This is a genomic window from Runella limosa DSM 17973 (assembly GCF_000482465.1).
GTDB classification, from domain to species: domain Bacteria; phylum Bacteroidota; class Bacteroidia; order Cytophagales; family Spirosomataceae; genus Runella; species Runella limosa.
In genome coordinates, this window is sequence record NZ_AXVJ01000062.1 from 35,914 (window position 1) to 59,265 (window position 23,352).

Sequence of the window (23,352 nt, forward strand, 5' to 3'; positions counted from 1 at the left end):
GGATTCGCGGTCTGGCCCCGTAGGAAATGCGTTTCAAAAGCACCAGTTTGTGTTGGAAGCACGGCTGGTGTTTTTTATGGGAGATGGTTATTCGATTTGTAGAAATAGAAACATAGCCGTAGAAAAAATTAGGAGGTTTGAAATGTAGTTATGTGTTGAAAATGGATTAGTTACAGCCTTTACCACTTAAAAGAATGGTGGTGCCTTGGATTTCATATTTGGCTTTCAACGCCGCACAAATCAGGTCGAGCTGATTATAGAGTGGTTGGTTGGACAAATCAGCAGTAAGCAAACAATTATTTTGTTGTTCGTTTTCTACTTCGATGTCGATGCCGTAGGCCAGTTCCAATCGCCTAATGACTTCCGACAGGGGCGTGTCGTCAAACTGAAAGGTTAATTCTTGTTTTCTAGTCTCTGGCGTTTCAAGTAGGGCAGGTTTTTCTACCAGCCCCGTCACAAAGTGTTTTTGGTCGTCGTAGTAGGTGGCTGCTTGGTTGGGACTAAGCACAACGCCATTGGCAACGGGGCTACGTTTTTCGGCTGATTGCCCATAGACAGCCACGCGGCCTGTTACAACCTCTACGCGGACGTGTTTGGTATCGGCATCGGTACGAACAAAGAAACTCGTTCCGAGTACTTTGGCAATGACCCGGTCGGTATGTACATAAAAAGGCCGTAATGGTGATTTCTGAATGTCAAAAAAAGCATCGCCGCTGAGGTAAACGGTTCGGTTATGTTCTTCAAAATGTTGAGGAAAACGTAAGGTGCTTTTGGGCGATAGTTTTACTTTGCTCCCGTCCTCCAAGCGAATGAGTAGGGGTGAAGTAGTGGTGTTGGTACGCTGCAACCAATCGCTGGCAATTACGCTGTCGGTCGGCGTTTTTTTGTTCCATAAAGCAACAAACCACCAAGTAGCCACCAGCAATAGCGATGCTGCAAGACCAAGCCAACCAAATGGGAGGCGTTTGCGCAGCGGTTGGGCGTCGTCAGTCGATTCCTCTACCGCCATTTTTGACTGAATTTGCTCCCACAGGCGCTCCTCCAGCTCGTCGGTATCCATGTTTTTTTCTAACTCGCCCGTTTCGGCCTCAAGTAGCCCGTACCAGTGCTCAACAAACGACTTTTCTTCGGCGGTACACTCTCCTTGGAGGTATTTCTGTAAGAGTTGCCTAAAACTCTTTCGGCTCATAAATGTAGTGCTGTGGTTTCAATCTATAAGTCAATGAAAGCACCACGAGACCGCAAATGTTTTTATTAATTCTATGATAAATACAATTTTATTTCAGAAAAGAGGAAAATATTCTTGATAAAATACTACAAGAACAAACTCAATGAAAGGAGCGTTGGAAGGTAGTCGCGCAAGTAATGGCGTAAAGACTTGAGGGCTTGGCTGAGGTGGTATTCGACTGTTCGCTCGGGTACTTTCAACTTGCTCGAAATCTCTTTCACTGATTGGTACTCCAAGCGGTTCATTTGAAAAATTCGGCGTGTTTTTTCGGGTAAGTCGTTGAGTTGCTGTTCAACCACTTGAATCAATTCGTCCAATTCAAGTTGCTCTTCCGTCACCGAACAGGCGTCTGAGTAATGGTGTTGGGCATAATTGGCATACTTTTCTTGCACCAAATTGGACTTGATGTGGTTGATGACCGCGTAGCGAACAGACGAAAAAAGGTACGCATCCAGACGTTCGACTTGCAGACCTGCTCGCCGTTCCCAGAGTTTTAGAAAAATATCTTGAATGAGTTCTTCTACAATATTGGCTTCTTCAATTTTTCGGACTGCGGTGAAGAAAAGTTTTTTCCAATAACGCTGATAAATCTCACGAAAAGCCTTTTCATCTCCAGTTCGGAGGTAGAGGAGAAGCATTTCGTCGGAGAGAGATTTATAATTCACAGTAAGTAAAATTCGTCGGCTTTTGTGCGGTAAACAAGCGGAAATATGATTTTTCCTCGTCGAAGTTTTACTTATTTGTTGAATATTACAAATAAAATATTGGCTTTTTTAATGCAATCGTTATCGGGAACGTTGCCAATAAATGTTTATCAATCCAGTTACATCCATCCCCTTCGACGAAAATAAATCAATAGCCCAACGGCCAATACGGCCATCCCGCCAAGGGTGTAGAAGTAGCCATTGGGTTGGCGAAGTTCGGGCATGTTATCGAAATTCATGCCATATATACCCGCGAGGAACGAGAGTGGCATAAATACCGCCGAATAAATGGTCAAGGTCTTCATCACGCTGTTCATCCGCGAACTGAGGGTTGAATAATGAATGTCAATCAGCCCAGTCAGAAGTTCGCGATTGGATTCAATGGAATCAATGGCGTTTGTAATGTGGTCGTGGACATCCCGAAAGTAAGGAATGGTGCTTTTCTGAATGAGTTTTGAATTTTCGCGCAAACCCTGACTCAGCATATCGCGCAGTGGCCACACGTACTTTCGCATGAGGGTGAGTTGGCGTTTGAGGTTGTACAATTGGCCGATGGGATCTTTGTGTTTACTTTCTAAAATTAGTCCTTCCAACTCTTCCAGCTGCTCGCTCATTTTTTCCAAGATTTCGAGGTAATTATCGACGATAAGGTCAACGAGCGAAAACAGCAAATAATCGGCGCCGTTTCGTCGAGTTTTACCTACGGAAGCCTTTATTCGTTCCAAAACAGGATGAAAGATGTCATTGGTACGTTTTTCCTGAAACGAAATCAGGTAATTGGAGCCAAGCAAAAAGCTGACGTGCTCGGCGTCGATGCTCAGTTCTTTGTCGTCCCAATACAGCATTTTTAGAGAAATAAACACATAAGCGTCGTTATAAAACTCTATTTTCGGCTTCTGACGGGTGTTCATAACGCGTTCCAACAACAGCGGATGGATATGGTGGATTTGCCCGACGGCTTCAATCACCTCGGGCTCGTGTATTCCGTCCACGTCGAGCCAACTGATGTAGGAGGCATCGGCGGCAATCTGACAATCGGCCACTTCTTCAATGGTACGCTCCTTGTGGTATTTTTCATTGTATTCAACCATCGTAATGGTCGTATCCTTGACGACCGTAGGGCCGACGTATATCAATGTTCCAGGTGAAAGACCAAAAGTAGAGGAGTTAGATGAAGGAGGCGGTGTCATAATCAAAAAGAATCATTCATTGGTTTAGACAAAAATAGCAAGCCTTATCTTACATCAAGTATTTATTTTTGTCGGAAGCCTATCAAAAAAGGCTATTTGACAAATCAATTGCTTGCCAAATAGCCCCCAAAATCAGAGTCAGCCGAAAACTAATACGTATTCTTTGTTTCCGTATAGGTCAACCCCTTATATAATTCATGAGGAAAGACATCCAAAATAAAATGCCTCTTCATACCTTGTTTTAAACCGTATCCATAGTCAAATGTCCCCATAGTTGTCGGAGGATTGGTTAAAATCTTAGTAACATGATCATATGTACATTGAAACCCACGTTCACTTCGAAATGTCAATTGCCCTCCATGATACATTTTAGAGACAACATCAAAATCTTTATCCCACACAGAACCCTTATTATCAATATAATCTCCAAACATACCTTTTGATTGAGGGGCTACCTTGGGGCATCGATTATAATAGTTTCGATTCAGGTGCTGCGACTTAGTCATTTTTATTACGCTTACAGAAAAAAAACCACTATTATTTTCGGGCTGTAAATCGTTTATTTCAAACTCAAGCACTCCCGATTTTGGTGCTAAGAATATCCATCCTTTCAAATCACTTAAATCCGCTCCTAAAAACCAATCCTCTTTCATTGACATTCTTTGATACCAAGTAGTGTGTTGTGCAAATACTTTAGTACAAGGATGAACCCAATTATCAATCCAACACATTAACGTTCCATGCGGGAAGTCCCGAAAGTTAGGTTTGTCAAATTTGTCCAACGCATGAGGATCAGGATTCTCCTGAAATCCATCTGCGGGGACATAACTCACAAAGAAATAACCTACTCTAACCTCTCCCAAAGCCTCAATGTAAAGATAATCCCCCTCATTAATATTCAAATTCGTAGTAAAGCGCCCTCTATGGCCTCCAGGTATTTTAAATACTTTGGGCTCAAAAGTGGGTATTATTTGGGACATTGAATTTTCTGCTGCTAGTAATAGCAGCAGAAAATAAAGAAGTTTCTTTTTCATATCTCTGAATATATCTCTTTAGTTAAACTGGTAGTTGTCGTAAAAAAACCTTTAAAAACTAAATTGTTTTTGTTGGAGTACTTAGACCAAAAACTATCTGTTTTTTGGAGCATAATCGGGGAATAAGACTTTCCTTGATTGCCCATAAAGAAGAGCAGTTCTGTTTGAGGGATAGATGAAAAATCTATAGAAGGGTTAATTTTGTCGACAAGTTTGTTCCAATCACCGTTTCCCTTCATTTGCACACCTCTAGCTTCATGTAAACCATCACTAAGAATCACAATTTGACAGCGATTTTCAGGACTAAAATATTGTTTTGCAACAGCCAGGGCTCCGACTATGTCAGTTGAGTCACCATAAATCTTAGAGTTGTTTACTGCCAGTGCAAACTTATTTCTAAAATTCACTTTAATTGAATCCATAAACACCTTGCGACGTGCCTCATACTTGGATTGTTGTTCGCTGAGAGCATCAGTCGGATCCATAAATTTTGAATCTTGCTCTTCAGTATAATGAAATTGAAAAATCTCACTATTTGTAGTTTGTGACCCACCATGAACCCCTGTAAAATAAATCTTATATCCGGGTCGTATCTGACCCAAAATATGGATAGCTGTTTCAAGGTAAACAGCTTCCGTCTCAGAGGAGCTTAAGCTAAGATCAATAGGGACGACTATTGTATTTTCGCGTTGGTCATTGAATATCGAAGAGCAAGATATCATTCCCAAACTAACCATTAGCAGAAGCCCTAAAATCGCTTTATTCAAGTTGTTCAGAAGCTTATGGCCGTAGCTTTTAGTGGCTTCTTCATGAGCTTCCATTAAATCGTTTTTTTCGGACGATTTGCGAAATTTCGTCTCATTCAATTCCTTGAGTTTGCTTTCTAACATGCTTGATTTCTTCAATTGAAATCTAAAGGACGCATCTCTTTTTATAGCATAGGCAAATAGTTCAAAACGCAGTCCGACTACGTTCTCAAATCGCTTAAAAAAATCTTCATTAATAACAGGGTTCTTTCTAAGTTCTTCTTCCAGCTCACATGCAAACTGCTCGTGTTCATCATCAAATCGTCGCCCTAATACTTCAAAAGTATCCAAAACCAGCTGGTAGCTTCCTGATATTGTGACGGCGATTCGGTCGTTAAAGTAACTTAAGTGACGGGTTGCTTCAATAAGAAGACTGCTTCTTTGGCGTTCGTACCGAATCATTGAGCGATAAATGCTGACAATCAATAAGCTATCCCTTAATATATGCTTCAGATAAGCAAGCAAAACAGGGGCTCCTACAGTAGCTGAGATGACTACAACATTCAATGCTCGATATACACCCACCTTCTTCGGGTCGGTACCCATCGCAAAGAAATGTTCCCTCGCGATACCAGCATAAAGTGCCATAAGAGTAGCAAAAACAATCATCAAAATTCCTAAAGTTAGCCAAACTCCATCCCGCATGACCTCATAAATCGTCTCTTCGCCTTTTTTATAAGCCTTGAAGGTGTCGATAAACCCAAATACTGTTTTTAATCCCGAATGGATCAAAAACGCCCCTATAGATGCGAGAAACAATGCGACAACAGGCTGAAGGTCTTTTACTTTAGGGTCATTTGGTAGTAGAAAGCCAGCAAGAAGTACATACAAAAAGGTCTCTGCAGCTATTAGAAATAAAATAACTGCGGGATAAAACCACGTCTGTAGTAGTGCATGTTGATATTCTTCTTTTGTAACAAAAGGATATTCCTTCTCGGCCAAATGAGAACGCTCTTTTGTTCTCAAAATTCGCTGCCAATCTGACTTGTCCAAGTCAGATATCTTCGCTAAATTTGTCTCTACTTTCGGCAGGAAGTGGTTTGCGCACTCTATTATGGAGTTGAGTGCTCCTGTCATCAGTTGATGAACTCGAAGCCAAACGGAAAAGGGCAATTTTCGATGGCGCCAAAAAGTTACGAAATTGCGCCAGCTGAGGAAAAAAATCCTCACGATTGTGTCAAATAAATTTTTCATAAATCAATTTTTTTTGGTTTCTACAAATTTCATAAGTTTAAAAATCCAGAAAAATATGCAGTTTGTCCTTTTTTGTCCTTTCCTGTCCTTTGTTTTTATTTTTTGTCCTTACTTGTCCTAGTTTATCATTATTGTACAAAAAAATGAGCAATTACCATTTTTATCATACATGCCTTTTTAATGCATTAGTGCAACATGCTTTAACCGAAAGCTATGTAGTTGGAACAAATCCAACCAAAGGTGACTTCAAAAAAAAGGCTATAGAAGTGAATAAAAAAACAGGATATGCTTGGGGCAAACAACCGTCGAATAAAGATGAAAATAGTTTTGCAGATCAACTAGCTGACACTATGCGCAAAGCTGTTGGAAGAGAATCTAGCGAAGGTTTGTTAGATAGGTTTTGCAAAGCTTTATTTAGAGATGATTCTCTGCCTTATTATTATGAAGACTGGAAAGATTTTAAGAACAAAGAACCAATCCCAAAAAATATTTTACAAATAGACGATAAAAGCAAAATAAAAAAGGCTGTAGAAAGTGCCATTCTTAGAATTATTAATTCAGTCAGCGATGCCGAGCCTTTACCTCTTGGACAAGAGCCTTTTACAAATATCATTACGACAGGATTCGAAAATCAATTTTATAATAACGATAATCGCTTTATTCGTAAAATATTAAATAAAATAAATCATAATCAAGTTTTTTGTCTTATTGGCGCACCCGGGCAAGGTAAATCTTACTTAGCAAAGAAGATAGCAATAGAAAGTATGCGCTATTACTATGTTATAGGATTGATTAATGCTTCAGAAGATGCCATTGGAGAGTCCTTAAGATTATTCGCTAAAAAATTTAGAGACCATGAAATTGAGAAGGGCAATATTCAGACGGGTGATCAGAGGTACTTCATTCCAGAAAAAACAGATGATGTGCTTAGTCTCTTAAAAAATCAACTTCTAGAGGGTAAATCTTTCCTACTCATTTTTGAAAACGCTGCAGATACAATAGAAGATTTAGAAGGTTTTAAAAAATATATTTCTTTTGCAGGTAATAATACAGATAGTAAGCAACGGATCTTAATTACGAGTCGAAATCGTCGTTGGAAGCATTTTTTATCTCCGAATTGTGTCGATGAAATTCCACCTTGGAATGAAGAAAAAATACAGTCATACTTAGAATATAACACAGATTATAAAATTATTATTAATGACAGGGAGCAATTGAAAATTTTGGAAGGACTTCCCTTGATTTCTTCTATTGCTAAAAGTTTTTTAATTGATACAAAAAAGCCTTTTAGCTATTTCTACAATTATTGGATAAATGACAAATCAGAAATACTTGATTCTAAAGACAAGGCAAAACAATATGATTATGCTTCAGAAAAAGTATCATTATTAAAAGCTATTAAAATTTCATATAATAACATTCATGCTACTGAAGAGAACCGAATTAAATTACAATCTTTGCTACGGCTTTTGTCTTATCTTACCCCTGACAAAGTCCCTTATATGGAATTATATATTGAAAATCAATCACTTTTCAATACTTGGTTTGGAGTAAATAATAGATGGCAATTTGAAGACTTAGTTTTGAAATTATATAACTTTTCTCTAATTTCAGACTTGATAGATGATTTATCTTCTATGCATAGGTTTGTGCAAGAATGTGTACTATTGATTTCAAAAGAACACAATACTATTCAGTCTGATTACGAAAAAGTAATATTTTTTTTAAGTTCTACAAAACAATTAGATATATCATTACAAGTAAATCACTTGGCTAAAAACGCTGAATTAACCATTATCAATAAAATGAATAATCAAGCAAAAGAGCAGGCTTTTCAATTGTTTTCCACTGCAGGCGATATTAATTTTAAAATTGGAGACAATAGTAATGCAAAATCCAACTATGAAAAAGCATTAGAAATTATCGAAAATGAAGGTTCTCCAAGAGAGGCTGAGCTTAATAAAAAGTTAGCAAACGTTTTATTTTTAGAAGGAAAGACTGGATTTAGAAAAGCTGAAGAAAGGGCAAAAAAAGCTCTTGATTTCTATGAAAAAGAAGCTATTTATAAAATGATTGTAGAAGTTAAAAATGATGTAATCAATAAAATATATCAGCGTCAATGTCGCTTTGAAGAGTGCGAAAAAGAATTAGAAGAAGCCCAAAGAATAGCCTTAGATAACTCATTTAAAGATAAACTATCAGGCATTTACCACAACTTTGGTTCTCTTTACTGGACATGGGGGAGAGAAAAAGAAGAAGATTATAAAAAAGCGGATAGCTTTTTTATGAAAGCTTATCAAGTAACAGAAGAAAGTATAAAACTTAAAGATAATGACAAAGAAGTTTCTCATACTGAGAAAGAAAAATACAAAGACAATAAAATCTTTTATGTGAATGTTAGCAAGATGATACATGGTGCAATTCTTGGCTTACTCGGTCGATATGGAGATCAAGAAAAGACGCATGAAGAAGCTTTCGAATTTTTTGAAAAAGTAGGAGAACAACGTCGTTATACTTACACGGCCTACTATCAATTAATTTATGGATGGGATAAAGAAAAAATAACAGGCTCCCTACCAGCTAATTTTACTCAAGAGGGTCTTATTAAAAAAGTAAGAAAGTACGAATCTACTTTAATAGATGTAGATGAAAAATATCAGGTTATCGAAAAAACCGTACGACTTAGATTAGCTGTTAGGGAAGGACAAGCAGAAGTAGCTTCTAAAGCCTATTCTGAGCTCTGGGCTCAACTAGAAGGAATGATGTATAAGGAACGGAATAGGTATTATGATGTAGATTGTTGTTCAGTAAGCGGACTGGTAGATTATTCTGATTATTTAAAGAATCTTGATAAAGAGAAATCAAAAGAAGTTGCTAAAAATGCCCTCATGATGATTCAAGATATACAATATCCCAGGCGAGAAGAACTTAATAAACTTGCAGAATAAAACGTCTATTAAAATTAAATATGCTTGGCTCAATGTAAGCCAAGCATATTTAAAATCATGCCAATATCTTCTATTGTATCTATACAATGACTTTCATATTTAGTGAGTGCCATTTTAATTTTATAACCATTCTGTACCCAACGCAATTGTTCTAATGATTCAGCAATTTCTAAATCTGACACAGGAAGCTGAGTGATTTTTTCTAAAATGTCAGCACGATAAGCATACATGCCTACTTGTCGATAATAGGTATGGTGTTTGTACCATTCTTCTTGAGGAATTCCTTTGAAATATGGTAGCACATGACGACTAAAATAAATAGCTTCCTGATTAGTATTTACTATGACTTTCGCTTCCCTTTCATCAAACAAAATAGCATTGTCACTACAAGGAATAATTTGGGAAGCAATTTCTACTTTTCCATCCAAAATAGCCCCTAATTCATCCACTTGTTCAGCAACTAAAAAAGGCTCATCCCCTTGTATATTAATTATATATACCTGCTGAGAATCTGTCAATTCTAATTCAGATTTTTTTATTAATTCGTAAGCCTCAAAACATCTTTCTGTGCCACTAAAATGGTTTGTACTTGTCATAATAGCCTGACCACCAAACGATTCTACGTGGTCAACTATTCTTTTGTCTTCAGTAGCTACTATTACTTTAGAAAGGCATTTTGCTTGCGAGGCCTGCTCATATACACGCTGAATCATAGTTTTTCCTAAAATATCAGCGAGGGGTTTTCCAGGGAAGCGCGTTGAAGCGTAACGGGAAGGGATAATTCCTATAATCATTAATTAACTATTTTGTGTTTTAAAAAGTATTCTGTCGAAAATTAACAATGTTTTTGGTCAAAAATTACTCAAAAACGCTCAAATCTAGCTCAAAATCCAATAATACATCCTCGCCAGAGATTTTTGGGGCAGTAAAAGCTACGCGTGAAATCGTCCCGTTTTGTCGATATACCCATACTTCTTTGCCCGCAAGGTCGATAAGCCAGCCCAATCGGACACCATTCTCAATGTACGATTCCATTTTAAGCTGTAGTTTTTTTAGGCTATCTGTTTTAGAACGGAGCTCCGCCACAAAATCAGGAGCAATGTGTGCAAACTGATTTTTTTCACTATCGGGCAAGGCGTCGAACCGTTCTTTGAGGATAAATGACGCATCTGGCGCGCGCATCGAGCCGTCTTTGAATGTAAAGCCTGCGGAGGAGCTAAAGGTGTATCCTAGCTTTGCGGTATGATTCCACAGCTCAAGAACAAAAAGCAATTTATTCTCGTAAAATCCTGATAACGTATTGGTAGGTGACATAACAATAATGTTTCCTTGGGCGTCTCTTTCGATATTGAGTTCGTCGTTCATGCGGCAAAAGGCCAAAAACGCGGCATCATCCCAACGAATTTCGTCAGGCAACTTCAATACATATTCATTCAAGGCAACCATAATTCTAATTGCGTTTTTTTACCAAAAATAACAATTTCAGTCCCAAACCCCAAAAGTCATCAAAAACCTGTAATTTTGCGGCCTATTTTGTAACCGTTATCTGTTGAATTGTTCATAGTCATTCGTTGAAGCTATCATCAATCGCCAAATAACGGATAACTGATATACTGATAACAGAAAAAAATGGAATACAATCACCGCGAAATTGAAAAAAAATGGCAGAAGTTTTGGGAAGAAAACCAAACTTACAAGACCGAAATCGACCCAAGTAAGCCTAAATATTATGTGCTCGACATGTTTCCGTATCCTTCGGGAGCGGGGTTACACGTAGGCCACCCGCTGGGCTACATTGCTTCTGACATTATTTCGCGCTATAAAAGACTCAAAGGGTTTAATGTTTTACACCCAATGGGCTTTGATAGTTTTGGTTTGCCAGCGGAGCAGTACGCGATCCAAACGGGTCAACACCCAGCCATTACGACCGAGCAAAATATCAATACGTTTATTTCGCAGCTTAAAAACATTGGTTTTAGCTACGATTGGAGTCGTGAAATTCGTACATCTGATCCTAACTATTATAAGTGGACGCAGTGGATTTTCATGCAGTTGTTTAACCACTACTACGACCGTACGGCCGACAAAGCATTGCCAATCAGTCATTTGGTTGAACAATTTGCGCAAGGTGGGTCGGCAGCGGTGAATGCCGTTTGTGATGAAGACGTGGCTGAGTTTAGCGCAGAAGAGTGGAACGCCATGAGCGAAAAAGAACAACAATTGGTGTTGTTGAAATACCGCTTCACGTTCCCCGAAGAGTCGTTTGTGAACTGGTGCCCAGGCTTGGGAACGGTACTTTCAAACGACGAAGTGAAAGACGGCGTATCGGAGCGTGGTGGATTTCCTGTGGAGCGTAAGTTGATGAAACAGTGGTCGATGCGTATCACTGCGTATGCCGACCGTTTGTTGAGTGGTTTGGATACAATCGACTGGCCAGAGCCATTGAAAGAGCAACAACGCAACTGGATTGGCCGCTCACAAGGAGCTTCCGTAAAGTTTGCTGTTGACGGTCAAGATAAATTGATTGAAGTATTTACCACCCGCGTCGATACTATCTACGGGGTGAGTTTCATGGTGTTAGCCCCTGAGCACGAGTGGGCAGCTGAACTTACCACTACTAACCAAAAGTCGGATGTAGAAGCTTACATTAAGTGGGCAGCGAGCCGCAGCGAGGTAGATCGTATGGCCGAGAAAAAAGTCTCTGGGGTATTTACGGGAAGTTATTGCATTAACCCATTCAACGGAGAAAAAGTACCAATTTACTTGGCCGACTACGTATTGGCGGGCTACGGTACAGGTGCCGTTATGGGCGTACCTTCGGGCGATCAGCGTGATTGGAACTTTGCTACGCATTTTAATTTGCCAATTATTCCAATTTTGGATTCCCAAAAAGATACCGATCAACAAGCCGATAATACCAAAGAAGGGCATTACATCAATTCGGGTATTATCAACGGAATGACGTACCAAGAGGCAACCGAAACCCTTATCAAGTGGTTGGAAGAACGTAAATTGGGCAAAGGGAAAGTTCAATACCGTTTGCGTAATGCGGTGTTTAGCCGTCAGCGCTATTGGGGAGAGCCCGTGCCTGCTTATTTCAAAGATGGCGTGCCGTACTTGATTGATGAGGCTGATTTACCGTTAGCATTACCTAAAATTGACAAATACTTGCCCACCGAAACAGGTGAACCGCCATTAGGTCGCGCCGAAGGTTGGAAATACAAAGGAGAATACGATTACGAATTGAGCACGATGCCAGGTTGGGCGGGCTCGTCGTGGTATTGGTACCGCTACATGGATCCTCAAAACAATGAGGCATTTGCTTCCAAGGAAGCCATCGACTACTGGCAACGGATTGATTTCTACCTAGGCGGCTCTGAACACGCTACGGGACACTTGTTGTACAGTCGTTTTTGGAATAAATTCTTGAAAGACTTAGGCTTAGTTCCTCACGAAGAATTTGCCGCTAAGTTGGTGAACCAAGGCATGATTCAGGGACGAAGCAACTTTGTGTATCGAGTTAAAAGCCCCCTAGCCCCCAATGGGGGAACTGTAACTCATCCAGTTTTTGTAAGTTATGGCTTGAAAGACCAGTATGAGACGACCAAATTGCACGTTGATGTCAATATGGTAGAAAATGATGTTTTGGATACCCAAGCCTTCAAAAACTGGCGAGAAGACTTTGCCAATGCAGAGTTTATCTTGGAAGATGGTAAATACATCTGCGGTTGGGAGGTAGAGAAAATGTCAAAATCGAAGTACAACGTCGTAAACCCTGATACTATTGTTGACAAATATGGTGCTGATACCTTGCGGATGTACGAAATGTTCTTGGGGCCACTGACGGATGCTAAACCTTGGAACACCAACGGCATCAGCGGAACGTCGAACTTCTTGCGCAAGTTTTGGCGGTTGTTTTTTGAGGATCAAACGGGCAAATCGAAATTAGTAGATGCCGAGCCTACAGCCGACGAATTGAAGGTGTTGCACCGTACCATCAAGCGCGTGGAGGAAGACATTGAGCGTTATTCGTTCAATACCGTTGTTTCGACCTTCATGATTGGGGTCAACGAATTGAGCGATTTGAAGTGCCACAAAAAAGCGATTTTGAAAGAAATGGTTATTTTGTTGTCGCCGTATGCGCCGCACATTACCGAAGAACTTTGGACAGCATTGGGCAACGAAGCGGGTACACTTACGACGGCTCCTTTCCCAGTATTTGAGCCTAGTTATTTGGTAGAAAGCTCGTTTGAGTATCCTATCCAAATCAATGGTAAAGTTCGTGCCAACCTCGCTTTCCCAGTCGATATGTCAAAAGAAGACATCGAACAAAGTGTATTGGCCAACGATACCGTTCAAAAATGGTTGGAAGGAAAAGCCCCTAAGAAGGTGGTAGTGGTTCCGAAACGGATTGTAAACGTAGTATTGTAGGAAATAGAAAGCCCTTCCAAGGTTCAAAACCTTGGAAGGGCTACTTTAAGCACTCACTGAGTTTGCTTTGGCCTTACATTCGCCCCACTGTCAGAGGAAAAGAAACAAACCCGTGGAATAATTACCATGTCTATCCGCGCTTGCTGTTCGCCTTCGATTCGAGCAGTAGTGACATCAAAGCTAATAAGTGTACGAGCCATTTTGAAAAGTTTATAATAAAGCTACAAATAACGTTTTTACACTTCTAGTGTAACTAGAAGTGTAAAACAGCAAGGCTAGACTTGTACTGCCGTGAATCCAGCTTTTTCAATCGTTTCGAGAATAATTTCGCTCGATAACTCTTCGCCGTTGATGGTCAAAATTTTATCGGGGTTAGCGGTATCAACGCGCCAATCTTCAATTTCTTCGACTTGATTTAAGAACGGCGTCACTTTGGCAATGCAGCCTCCGCAGTTGATGTTGGTTTTGAATTGTAATGTTTCCATATTTTATGAATTGTAGATGAAATTTTTCCATTTAAGTCTAAGGCTATTTGCTACTACCGACACTGAGCTGAGTGCCATCGCCGCCCCCGCAATCATGGGGTTAAGTAAAAAGCCGTTTATCGGATACAACACTCCTGCTGCCAGTGGAATTCCAATGAGGTTGTAAATAAATGCCCAAAAAAGGTTTTGGCGAATGGCCGCCACTGTCCATTTTGACAGTCGGATGGCTTGGGGGATTTTTTGTAAATCGCTGGAAATAAGCGTCATTTTCGCAACATCCATGGCAATGTCGGAACCTTTCCCCATTGCAATACTTACGTCGGCTTGGGCTAAGGCATGAGAATCATTGATGCCGTCGCCGACCATCGCAACGATTTTTCCTGCTTGCTGAAGTTGTTCAACAAAAGCAGCTTTGTCTGCTGGAAGTACGTGTCCTTTAAAGTGGCTAATTCCAACTTCTTGGGCTACTTTTTGGGCCGTAAATGCGTTGTCACCCGTCAGCATATATACTTCTACTCCTTCACGTTGAAGGTCAGCAACGGCCTGCGCTGAGGTGGGTTTGACGGGGTCTGTGATGGCCCACGCCGCCAAAACTTCGGTGTTATTGGCAAAAACCACCACTGTTTTGGCCGATTCTTGCCAGGAATTAATTGGAAAATTGGCCAAAGATAACCCGCGTTCCTCTATCCAAGATACGCTTCCAATCACGTATTCATTTCCTTCAAATAAAGCCTTGACGCCCTTTCCAGCCACATTTTCAAATTGTAACATCGGAACACTTTTGGCACCATCGACTTTGAGAGTTTGCACAATGGGTGCGGCCAAAGGGTGCGACGATTGGCTTTCTAGTGCCAAGGCAATGGATTTGAACGCGGGTTCGCTGGAAGCCCAGTAAGTATCGGTTACCGTCGGTTTGCCTTCGGTGATTGTGCCTGTTTTATCTAGTACAACCGCGTTGATACGGTGTGCCAACTCAAGGCTTTGGGCATCTTTGATTAAAATGCCGTTTTCTGCTCCTTTCCCGACTCCTACCATGATGGCAGTGGGTGTAGCCAAACCCAGCGCACAGGGACAAGCAATGACGAGGACAGTTACGGCGGCTAACAGTCCTTGGGTGAGGGCATTTTCTCCGCCAAAACTCGCCCAAATCACAAACGTCAGCACTGAAATGGCCATGACGATGGGTACAAATACTGTTGCAATCTTGTCAGCTAGTTGTTGAATGGGAGCTTTGCTGCCTTGGGCTTGTTGAACCATCCGAATGATTTGGGCCAAAAGCGTAGTATCTCCCACTTTTTCGGCCAAAAAACGAAAACTCCCTTGTTGATTAACCGTTCCTGCAAACACTTTACTGCCTTTGTTTTTTTCAACGGGGACAGGTTCTCCCGAAATCATACTTTCATCGATGTACGAAGTACCCGAAAGCACTTTCCCATCGACCGCAATTTTATCGCCAGGTTTTACCACAATTCGGTCGCCTACCCGTACTGCTGAAATTTCAATTTCTTTTTCTTCCCCATTGTCAATAATCCAAACCGTTCGCGGCTGTAATCCCATCAATTTTTGGATGGCAGTTGAGGTGTTGGCTTTGGCTTTTTCTTCCAACCATTTGCCTACCATAATAAACACAATAACCACCGCTGATGCTTCATAATATACGTGCGGATGAAGTCCACGGTGGTGCCAAAATTCGGGATAGACGGTATTGAAAAGGCTAAATAAAAAGGCGATTCCCGTACTTAATGCCACCAGCGTATCCATATTGGCCTGACCATATTTGGCCTGTTTCCACGCATGAATAAAAAAATCACGACCAAAAATAGCCAACACGGGCGTTGTCAGTGCCAACATAACCCAGTTGACGTAAGGAAGTTCCATAAAAAACATGCCCAATACCACGACAGGGAAGGTCAGTATGGCTGCCCAAAATAGACGTTTTTGAAGCGTAAGTAGCTGATTCACTTTTTGTTCAGCTTGTTGTGCTTGGGCGTTTTCAGGATGGAGCAATAAATCATATCCTACCGCTTGAAGGGCGTGTTTTAGAGCCTCAGGATTGGTTTGGGTGTTGTCAAAAGAAATGCTGACTGATTCATTGGCAAAATTGACCGCACATTCCAGCACACCTTCTTGTTTTTTGAGTATATTTTCAACACTCACGGCACAAGCCGCACAGGTCATCCCCGTGACGGGTACCAAAAGTTGTTGATCATCAGTTTTAAGCTCGGTTTCCATTGCGCTATTGATTTGTCGTTACAAAAGTAGTGGCTTAAATCGGGAAGCTAGTTACACGATTTTCAAAAAGGATTACAGGATTTTCGTCAGTCTGGAAACTTTTGTATTATCGTTGGTCTTTACCATTTAAAAGAACATTTTATGCCAAACCGCCTCATCGAAGAAACATCGCCTTATTTGCTTCAACACGCTCACAACCCAGTAGAATGGTATCCTTGGGGAGAAGAAGCCCTTACCAAAGCCCGTACCGAAGACAAACCCATCATTGTAAGTATTGGTTATTCGGCTTGCCATTGGTGTCACGTAATGGAACGGGAAAGTTTTGAAAATGAACAAGTTGCGGCGGTTATGAACGCAGGCTATGTTTGCATAAAAGTGGACCGTGAAGAACGCCCCGATGTGGACTCGATATATATGGATGCCCTTCATGCCATGGGTGGGAGAGGTGGCTGGCCGTTGAACGTATTTTTGACGCCCGAGGCCAAGCCATTTTACGGTATGACTTACATGGCACCACGGAATTGGGTAAACCTACTCAATAGCGTGCAAAATGCTTTTCTGAATCATCGGGATGAATTGGAAAAATCGGCAGCAGGTTTTGTTGAAAATATGCTAATGAAAGAGTCCAATAAATACCATTTGGACGGTTCAACGACGGAATTTCGTCAGGAGGATTTGGATGAAATGTTTGAGCATATCAAACAAAGTTTTGACTTGGAAAAAGGAGGGATGGAGCGTGCTCCCAAATTCCCGATGCCTTCTATTTATAAGTTTTTATTGCGGTATTATGCCCTTTCGCAAAACCCCGAAGCATTGCGCCAAATTGAGTTAAGCCTAAATCGGATTGCGCTGGGAGGTATCTACGACCACGTAGGTGGCGGATGGGCTCGGTATTCGGTAGATGAAGACTGGTTTATTCCTCACTTTGAAAAAATGCTCTACGACAATGGACAACTTTTGAGTATGTATTCGGAAGCTTATACGTTGACCAAAAATGAGTTGTACAAACGTCGGGTGTATGAAACTGTTGACTGGCTGCGTCGGGAAATGCTAAGTCCTGACGGTGGGTTTTATTCAGCCTTAGATGCTGATAGTGAGGGCGTAGAAGGAAAGTTTTATATATGGACGCAGGCAGAATTGCAATCAATATTAGGTGACGATTTTGAATGGTTTTCAAAATTATATTCCACTCGCGCCGCAGGAAACTGGGAGCATGGTTACAATCATTTGCATTTGACTCCTCAGGCAGATTGGAACCTAGTTTTTACTGAAAAGTACCGAACAGCGTTGGACAAACTTTTTGAAGTTCGAGAAAAACGGGTGCGTCCTGGATTGGACGATAAAATTCTGGCTTCGTGGAATGGCTTGACATTGAAGGGGTTGACGGATGCGTATCGTGCCTTTGGGGATGAACAGTTTAGAGAATTGGCGTTGCAAAATGCGAACTTTCTCAAAACAAAAATGACCAACGAAAATCACCGCCTTTGGCACAGTTATAAAGCAGGGAAAGCCACAATCGTTGGATTTTTGGAAGATTATGCCTCAGTGATTGATGCCTACATTGGGGTGTACCAAATTACGTTTGAGGAAGAATGGCTCGACGAAGCCCTCAAATTGACTGCTTATACGATCGAACATTTGTACGACGAAGAAGACGAACTTTTTTACTTTACAGATAGCTCATCTGACGACTTGATTGCCCGTAAAAAGGAAATTTTTGACAATGTTATTCCTGCCTCTAACTCACTAATGGCGCATAATCTATATACTTTGGGGATGCTTGTGAGCTATGATGAGTATATTGAATTGGCCGATTGGATGTTGTCAAAATTGAAACGTTCGATGATGACCGATGTGCAATGGGTGACAAACTGGGCGGCACTGTACGTGATGCGGGCGCAACCTACCGCCGAAGTAGTATTGGTAGGGCCTGAAATTGACGCGTTCAGAAAAGAAATGGAGACAACTTTTTGGCCAAATAAAATTATTGTTGGTGCCAAAACTACCTCAGACTTACCACTTTTGGAAGGACGGTTGTCTTCGACTGATACCACAACGGTATATGTTTGTTTTAACAAAACGTGTCAATTACCTGTTCATTCTGTGGCAGAAGCCCTACAGCAACTAGCGGTTGGTGTTTAAATGGGCCAAGAAGTAAATTGGCTAAGGGCGCGCTCCAAAATAAAAACTCACAACCCCAAACTGTAAACCCAAAATTCGTTCTTGACATGCCCACTTCAAACACGTTCGAGCAGAAAAAACAGTTTTTATTCCTGTTTTTATGTGGATTATTTTTAACCAATGCACTCATTGCCGAGATTATTGGAGTAAAGATTTTTTCAGTAGAGACATTGTTGGGGACAAGCCCCGCTCAACTTGACATTTTTGGCACAAAACTCGATTTTAACATGTCGGCAGGAGTCGTGAATTGGCCCATCGTTTTTATCACTTCTGACATTATTAATGAGTATTTTGGAAAAAAAGGTGTGAGACGTATATCGTACCTTACGGCAGGATTCATTGCCTACATGTACATTGTGATTTATGCAACTACGTCGCTTCCACCTGCCCAGTTTTGGTTAGAAGTAAACAGCCAAGATAGCCACGGAAACGCCATGAATATCGACGGAGCATTCAACCAAATATTCCGCCAAGGGTTGGGCATTATGTTGGGGTCTATTGTTGCGTTTCTTATTGGTCAGGTGCTGGATGTGACGGTTTTTTCTTGGTTACGGCGTCGTACGGGAGGAAGATACATTTGGCTGCGGGCAACGGGCTCTACCCTTTTCTCACAGCTTGTTGATAGCTTCGTTGTGATTTTTATTGCTTTCTATCTTTTTGGAAATTGGTCCGTGACCCAAATCCTCCAAGTAGGGACTATCAATTACATCTATAAAGGCTGTATCGCACTTTTGACAACGCCTGTATTATACGGCGCCCATTATTTAATTGATCAGTATTTAGGAAAAGAGAATGCCCATCAGTTGGCCAACGAAGCTGCTGCATCGAGTTTCACCCCCATGTAAAACAGAGGTAGTCAATGAGTAAAATGAAGGAATGTATAGCGAAAAAGTGGTAACTTAGCCGAAAATCCCTATTTTATTCATAAGACAAAACTCTACATGGAATCCATTGTTACGTTCATCAATGACATTATTTGGAGTAATGCCCTCATCTTACTTTGTTTAGGTGCGGGCATTTACTTTTCGGTTACTACCCGTTTTTTGCAAGTTCGATACGTTCGAGAAATGGTAACACTGCTTTTTGGAGGAAAAACCTCTGACAAGGGTGTGACTTCGTTTCAAGCTTTTGCGATTGCCATTTCGGGTAGAGTAGGGACTGGAAACATCGCAGGGGTGGCTACGGCCATCGCGATGGGAGGCCCAGGAGCCGTATTTTGGATGTGGGCCATCGCGTTTTTGGGCGCTGCTTCGGCCTTTATTGAAGCAACCTTAGGCCAAATCTACAAGCAAGTTCAAGATGGCCAATACCGTGGAGGGCCTGCTTTTTACATCGAAAAAGGACTCGGAATGCGCTGGTACGCCTTGCTTTTTGCGGGGGCTACCATTTTGAGTACCGCGCTGTTTTTGCCTGGTGTTCAGAGTAATAGCATTGCACTTAGCGCAAAATCTGCTTTTGATATTCCTGTGGAAATAACGGGAGCAGCGGTGACAGCTCTGTTGGCACTGATTATTTTTGGGGGGGTCAAACGCATCGGCCAAGTGGCAGAAGTGGTGGTGCCATTTATGGCGGGCGCTTATATCTTGATGGCCTTGGTCGTTATCGCCCTAAATATTACCCAAGTACCCGCCGTACTTGGTCTAATCATTCGTTCGGCTTTCGACATCGAGCCAGCCTTTGCGGGAATTTTTGGCATGGCCGTTTCGTGGGGGGTAAAACGTGGTATTTACTCCAATGAAGCAGGCCAAGGAACGGCTCCGCACGCTGCGGCCGCTGCCGAAACCAGCCACCCTGTAAAACAAGGATTGGTGCAGGCTTTTTCAGTATATGTCGATACTTTGTTTGTCTGTACTGCTACTGCCTTAATGGTTCTTTTTACGGGACAGTACAACGTTGTCAACCCAGCAGGAGGGTTTATTGTCGAAAATGTACCTGGTCTTGCCATTGGTTCAGAATTTACCCAAGCGGCTATCAACACGCATTTTCCGTCGTTAGGTAGTGGCTTTGTAGCCATTGCGCTGCTATTTTTTGCCTTTACGACTATCATGGCGTATTACTACATTGCTGAAACAAATTTGAGTTACCTTTTATCAAATAGCAATAACAAGTGGCTAGTACAAGCGCTACGGGTGATGATCATGGCCGCTACTTTTTACGGTTCTATCAAAACGGCAGCGTTGGCTTGGACAATCGGAGATATTGGGGTAGGAGTGATGGCTTGGTTGAACATTATCGCCATTTTCTTGCTACGAAAACCAGCATTCAAAGCATTTAAAGATTACGAAGAACAACGTAAAGCAGGGCTTGACCCTGTGTTCCATCCTAAGAAGTTGGGCATCGAAAATACCGACGAATGGGAAGGATAGAAAAGTACTGGTGAAATGATGAAAAGGTGGTTGTGGAGTTAATCCCGCAACCACTTTTTTTAGGCTTCTAAAATGGCTAAAGCAGCCGTACAGTCGTCGTCGATGGCTTTTTTGAGCGCTTCAAGACCATCAAATTTTAACTCAGGACGGATGAACGCAACGTTCTCAACGGTCATCTTTTCCCCGTAAATATTCTCCTGAAAATCAAAGATATACACCTCTTGGGTTCGGCCAATACCGTTGACGGTGGGCCGAAATCCAATGCTCATAACGCCCTTGAGCCATTGACCACGCACATGTACCCGAACGACATAAACGCCATCCGCAGGAATCAGCTTGTAGGATTCAAGCACTTGTACGTTGGCCGTTGGGTAACCAATCGTACGCCCCAGTTGGCGGCCTTTCACAATCACGCCCGTAAAAGTGTAGATACGCCCAAGAAGCTCGTTGGCCACCGAGGTGTTTCCTTCCACCAGTGATTGCCGAATTTTGGTGGAACTTACCGTTAAATGGTCAATTTCTTGGCGCGGAATTTCTTCAATTTCAAAGCCAAATCGGTGGGCATTTTTTTGTAAATACTCAAAGCTTCCCTCTCGATTTTTTCCAAAATGATGGTCATAGCCAATGACCAATTTTTTGGTACCGATGGTGTCAATCAAAATTTGTTGAATAAATTCATCGGACGTTAGCTCGCTAAATTCGCGGGTAAAAGGAACGACTACGAGGTGCTGAACCCCATTTTGACGAAGCAATTCAATCTTTTCGTCAATCGTGGAAAGCAACCGAAGGTTTTGGCTGTCGTTAGAAACCACCATGCGAGGATGGGGCCAAAAGGTAATCACCACCGTTTCGCCACCCGAGGCTTGGGCAGCTTCACGAAGGCGACTCAGAATTTTTTGGTGCCCCAAATGAACACCATCAAACGTCCCGCTGGTCACAACGGCGTTACTCAACGGACGAAAATCTGCTATATCGTGGTAAACTTGCATTAACTACGTCTTAACTGAACTTGTTATGATGAAAGACCTAATTCGGCTCTTTTTCGAGCAACGTATCCTTCAATCTCTTCTGCATCTTTTAACCAAAATTTGCCGATTCGGGTTCGGCATAGTTCGCTCATGTAGGCGCCCGATTCGACCAATATCCCCACATCTCGCACCAAACTGCGTATGTAAGTGCCTTTAGAACACACAACTCGGAAGTATATCTCAGGAAAATGAGAGTCATCTATCTCAAAAAGTGACACCGTCACCGTACGGGGCTTTATTTCGACGGCTTCGCCTCGGCGGGCTTTTTTGTAAAGGCGTTCGCCCCCTATTTTTACGGCCGAATAAATAGGGGGAAACTGCTCAATGGTACCCGTAAGTTGCTGAACCGCTTTCATTAAGGCTTCGTGTGTAATATGGTCAGTGGGGTATTCAGCATCAAAAGCCGTTTCAAGGTCAATCGAAGGGGTGGTTTTCCCAAGCACCATTTTTCCCGTGTACTCTTTTTCGGCTCCTTGGTACGAGTCGATTTCCTTGGTTTTTTTGCCAGTGCAAAGAATCAACAAACCTGTGGCGAGGGGGTCGAGGGTACCTGCATGGCCAATTTTTTTGACCTGACACGATTTTTTGATTTTGTTGACGGCATCGAATGATGTCCACGTCAGGGGCTTATTTAATAAGATTACCTCTCCTTCTTCGGGAGAGGTGGGTGTAATGTCTGTCATGTACGAAATGAAAGGTGCAAATAGCAACCAGTGTTTAAACTATTTGTAAGTTATATCCTGCCAAAAGCAAAGCTAGGATAATTCCGCCTACAATAATGCGGTACCAACCAAACAAACGGAAGCCGTATTTGGTCAGAAAATCAATAAAGAATTTGATGGCCAACATGGCGACAATAAACGCCACTACGTTTCCGATGGCCAAAAGTTTGATTTGTTCTTCATTGAGGACGAAGCCCAATTTATAATAATCGTACGCCTTTTTGGCGGTGGCGGCAAACATGGTAGGAACCGCCAAGAAAAACGAAAATTCGGCGGCGGCTTTGCGAGAGAGTCGTTGCGACATCCCACCTACAATCGTTGCTCCCGAACGAGATACGCCAGGAACCATAGCGATACATTGGAAAAAACCAATTTTGAGGGCAGTTAGGTAGTCAACTTCGTCGGTATCAACAATATAAGCTTTGGTAAACCATTTGTCAACAAACAAAAGAATGATACCGCCGACCAGCAACGAAATGGCTACTCCGAGCGGGCTTTCGAGCAGGGCATCGATGGCATCGCTAAATAAAATCCCAAAAATGGCACTTGGAATGAAGGCAATGAATAGTTTGATGTAGAAGTCAATGCTTTTAAAAAAACGCTTGAAATACAAAACTACAACCGACAAAATAGCACCTAATTGAATAGCCACTGTGAAAAATTTCACGAAAGGATCCGAAGCAATCCCCATGAAAGAGGAGCCTAAAATCATGTGGCCAGTGGATGAAATAGGTAAATATTCGGTGATGCCCTCAATGATGGCTAAAATAAGTACGTGAAGAAGGTTCATTTACTAAATGGTA

17 protein-coding genes are annotated in these 23,352 nt (G+C 41.7%); 5 read left to right on the plus strand and 12 right to left on the minus strand.

Translation table 11 applies throughout. The features are described 5' to 3' along the window. Positions 1-166: 166 nt before the first annotated feature. From K339_RS32845 to K339_RS0107130, 5 genes are all read right to left on the minus strand, one after another. The gene (locus K339_RS32845) at positions 167-1,189 is read right to left on the minus strand and encodes a FecR family protein (protein ID WP_051397864.1); all 1,023 of its coding nucleotides are present in this window, start codon (positions 1,187-1,189) and stop codon (positions 167-169) included. A gap of 125 nt (positions 1,190-1,314) precedes the next feature. Then, the gene (locus tag K339_RS0107115) at positions 1,315-1,866 is read right to left on the minus strand and encodes an RNA polymerase sigma-70 factor (RefSeq protein WP_229598709.1); all 552 of its coding nucleotides are present in this window, start codon (positions 1,864-1,866) and stop codon (positions 1,315-1,317) included. A 185-nt stretch (positions 1,867-2,051) separates the two neighbouring features. Continuing rightward, a complete protein-coding gene (gene corA / locus K339_RS0107120; protein WP_028522992.1) occupies positions 2,052-3,122 on the minus strand; it encodes a magnesium/cobalt transporter CorA in 1,071 nt (356 codons plus the stop codon). A gap of 149 nt (positions 3,123-3,271) precedes the next feature. Beyond that, on the minus strand, positions 3,272-4,156 hold the full coding sequence (locus K339_RS0107125) for a hypothetical protein (protein WP_028522993.1): 885 nt from the start codon (positions 4,154-4,156) through the stop codon (positions 3,272-3,274). Next, on the minus strand, positions 4,153-6,156 hold the full coding sequence (locus tag K339_RS0107130) for a hypothetical protein (RefSeq protein ID WP_157607506.1): 2,004 nt from the start codon (positions 6,154-6,156) through the stop codon (positions 4,153-4,155). The genes K339_RS0107125 and K339_RS0107130 overlap by 4 nt, the downstream gene beginning before the upstream one ends. 143 nt (positions 6,157-6,299) lie before the next feature. On the opposite strand from K339_RS0107130, the gene K339_RS0107140 reads away from it, so the two are divergent. Next, a complete protein-coding gene (locus K339_RS0107140; protein WP_028522995.1) occupies positions 6,300-9,104 on the plus strand; it encodes a tetratricopeptide repeat protein in 2,805 nt (934 codons plus the stop codon). A 29-nt stretch (positions 9,105-9,133) separates the two neighbouring features. Here K339_RS0107140 and kdsB read toward each other — a convergent pair whose 3' ends face one another. After that, complete coding sequence (kdsB, locus tag K339_RS0107145) at positions 9,134-9,898, minus strand: 3-deoxy-manno-octulosonate cytidylyltransferase (RefSeq protein WP_028522996.1); 765 nt, start codon at positions 9,896-9,898, stop codon at positions 9,134-9,136. Positions 9,899-9,962: 64 nt separating this feature from the next. Then, positions 9,963-10,550: a Uma2 family endonuclease gene (locus tag K339_RS0107150; protein ID WP_028522997.1), complete on the minus strand. Its 588-nt coding sequence runs from the start codon at positions 10,548-10,550 to the stop codon at positions 9,963-9,965. 183 nt (positions 10,551-10,733) lie between these two features. On the opposite strand from K339_RS0107150, the gene leuS reads away from it, so the two are divergent. Next, entirely contained in the window at positions 10,734-13,535 is a 2,802-nt protein-coding gene (gene leuS, locus K339_RS0107155) for a leucine--tRNA ligase (RefSeq protein WP_028522998.1), read from the plus strand. Positions 13,536-13,810: 275 nt separating this feature from the next. Here the strand turns inward: leuS and K339_RS0107160 are convergent, their stop codons facing one another. Both K339_RS0107160 and K339_RS0107165 read right to left on the minus strand, forming a co-directional pair. Then, a complete protein-coding gene (locus K339_RS0107160; protein ID WP_028522999.1) occupies positions 13,811-14,020 on the minus strand; it encodes a heavy-metal-associated domain-containing protein in 210 nt (69 codons plus the stop codon). A gap of 3 nt (positions 14,021-14,023) precedes the next feature. After that, the gene (locus K339_RS0107165; RefSeq protein ID WP_028523000.1) at positions 14,024-16,252 is read right to left on the minus strand and encodes a heavy metal translocating P-type ATPase; all 2,229 of its coding nucleotides are present in this window, start codon (positions 16,250-16,252) and stop codon (positions 14,024-14,026) included. 141 nt (positions 16,253-16,393) lie between these two features. Between K339_RS0107165 and K339_RS0107170 the strand changes: the two genes are divergently transcribed. From K339_RS0107170 to K339_RS0107180, 3 genes are all read left to right on the plus strand, one after another. Continuing rightward, positions 16,394-18,394 carry a thioredoxin domain-containing protein gene (locus tag K339_RS0107170; protein WP_028523001.1) on the plus strand — a complete coding sequence of 667 codons (2,001 nt, stop codon included), beginning with the start codon at positions 16,394-16,396 and terminating at the stop codon, positions 18,392-18,394. Between the two features lie 86 nt (positions 18,395-18,480). Beyond that, positions 18,481-19,278, plus strand: a complete 798-nt coding sequence (locus K339_RS0107175) for a queuosine precursor transporter (protein WP_028523002.1) — start codon at positions 18,481-18,483, stop codon at positions 19,276-19,278. A gap of 96 nt (positions 19,279-19,374) precedes the next feature. Next, complete coding sequence (locus K339_RS0107180; protein ID WP_028523003.1) at positions 19,375-20,799, plus strand: alanine/glycine:cation symporter family protein; 1,425 nt, start codon at positions 19,375-19,377, stop codon at positions 20,797-20,799. Positions 20,800-20,858: 59 nt separating this feature from the next. Here the strand turns inward: K339_RS0107180 and K339_RS0107185 are convergent, their stop codons facing one another. From K339_RS0107185 to K339_RS0107195, 3 genes are read right to left on the minus strand one after another with little or no spacing between them, the layout of a single operon-like run. Then, positions 20,859-21,788, minus strand: a complete 930-nt coding sequence (locus K339_RS0107185; RefSeq protein WP_028523004.1) for a bifunctional riboflavin kinase/FAD synthetase — start codon at positions 21,786-21,788, stop codon at positions 20,859-20,861. Positions 21,789-21,811: 23 nt separating this feature from the next. Next, complete coding sequence (truB, locus tag K339_RS0107190; protein ID WP_028523005.1) at positions 21,812-22,510, minus strand: tRNA pseudouridine(55) synthase TruB; 699 nt, start codon at positions 22,508-22,510, stop codon at positions 21,812-21,814. Positions 22,511-22,544: 34 nt separating this feature from the next. Then, positions 22,545-23,339 carry an undecaprenyl-diphosphate phosphatase gene (locus K339_RS0107195; protein ID WP_028523006.1) on the minus strand — a complete coding sequence of 265 codons (795 nt, stop codon included), beginning with the start codon at positions 23,337-23,339 and terminating at the stop codon, positions 22,545-22,547. Between the last annotated feature and the right edge of the window lie 13 nt (positions 23,340-23,352).

What these genes read in the sequence shown, in the direction of transcription:
- K339_RS32845 (WP_051397864.1), bottom strand. Translation starts at nt 1,189, where the DNA reads ATGAGCCGAAAGAGTTTTAGGCAACTCTTACAGAAATACCTCCAAGGA.
- K339_RS0107115 (WP_229598709.1), bottom strand. Translation starts at nt 1,866, where the DNA reads ATGCTTCTCCTCTACCTCCGAACTGGAGATGAAAAGGCTTTTCGTGAG.
- corA (WP_028522992.1), bottom strand. Translation starts at nt 3,122, where the DNA reads ATGACACCGCCTCCTTCATCTAACTCCTCTACTTTTGGTCTTTCACCT.
- K339_RS0107125 (WP_028522993.1), bottom strand. Translation starts at nt 4,156, where the DNA reads ATGAAAAAGAAACTTCTTTATTTTCTGCTGCTATTACTAGCAGCAGAA.
- K339_RS0107130 (WP_157607506.1), bottom strand. Translation starts at nt 6,156, where the DNA reads ATGAAAAATTTATTTGACACAATCGTGAGGATTTTTTTCCTCAGCTGG.
- K339_RS0107140 (WP_028522995.1), top strand. Translation starts at nt 6,300, where the DNA reads ATGAGCAATTACCATTTTTATCATACATGCCTTTTTAATGCATTAGTG.
- kdsB (WP_028522996.1), bottom strand. Translation starts at nt 9,898, where the DNA reads ATGATTATAGGAATTATCCCTTCCCGTTACGCTTCAACGCGCTTCCCT.
- K339_RS0107150 (WP_028522997.1), bottom strand. Translation starts at nt 10,550, where the DNA reads ATGGTTGCCTTGAATGAATATGTATTGAAGTTGCCTGACGAAATTCGT.
- leuS (WP_028522998.1), top strand. Translation starts at nt 10,734, where the DNA reads ATGGAATACAATCACCGCGAAATTGAAAAAAAATGGCAGAAGTTTTGG.
- K339_RS0107160 (WP_028522999.1), bottom strand. Translation starts at nt 14,020, where the DNA reads ATGGAAACATTACAATTCAAAACCAACATCAACTGCGGAGGCTGCATT.
- K339_RS0107165 (WP_028523000.1), bottom strand. Translation starts at nt 16,252, where the DNA reads ATGGAAACCGAGCTTAAAACTGATGATCAACAACTTTTGGTACCCGTC.
- K339_RS0107170 (WP_028523001.1), top strand. Translation starts at nt 16,394, where the DNA reads ATGCCAAACCGCCTCATCGAAGAAACATCGCCTTATTTGCTTCAACAC.
- K339_RS0107175 (WP_028523002.1), top strand. Translation starts at nt 18,481, where the DNA reads ATGCCCACTTCAAACACGTTCGAGCAGAAAAAACAGTTTTTATTCCTG.
- K339_RS0107180 (WP_028523003.1), top strand. Translation starts at nt 19,375, where the DNA reads ATGGAATCCATTGTTACGTTCATCAATGACATTATTTGGAGTAATGCC.
- K339_RS0107185 (WP_028523004.1), bottom strand. Translation starts at nt 21,788, where the DNA reads ATGCAAGTTTACCACGATATAGCAGATTTTCGTCCGTTGAGTAACGCC.
- truB (WP_028523005.1), bottom strand. Translation starts at nt 22,510, where the DNA reads ATGACAGACATTACACCCACCTCTCCCGAAGAAGGAGAGGTAATCTTA.
- K339_RS0107195 (WP_028523006.1), bottom strand. Translation starts at nt 23,339, where the DNA reads ATGAACCTTCTTCACGTACTTATTTTAGCCATCATTGAGGGCATCACC.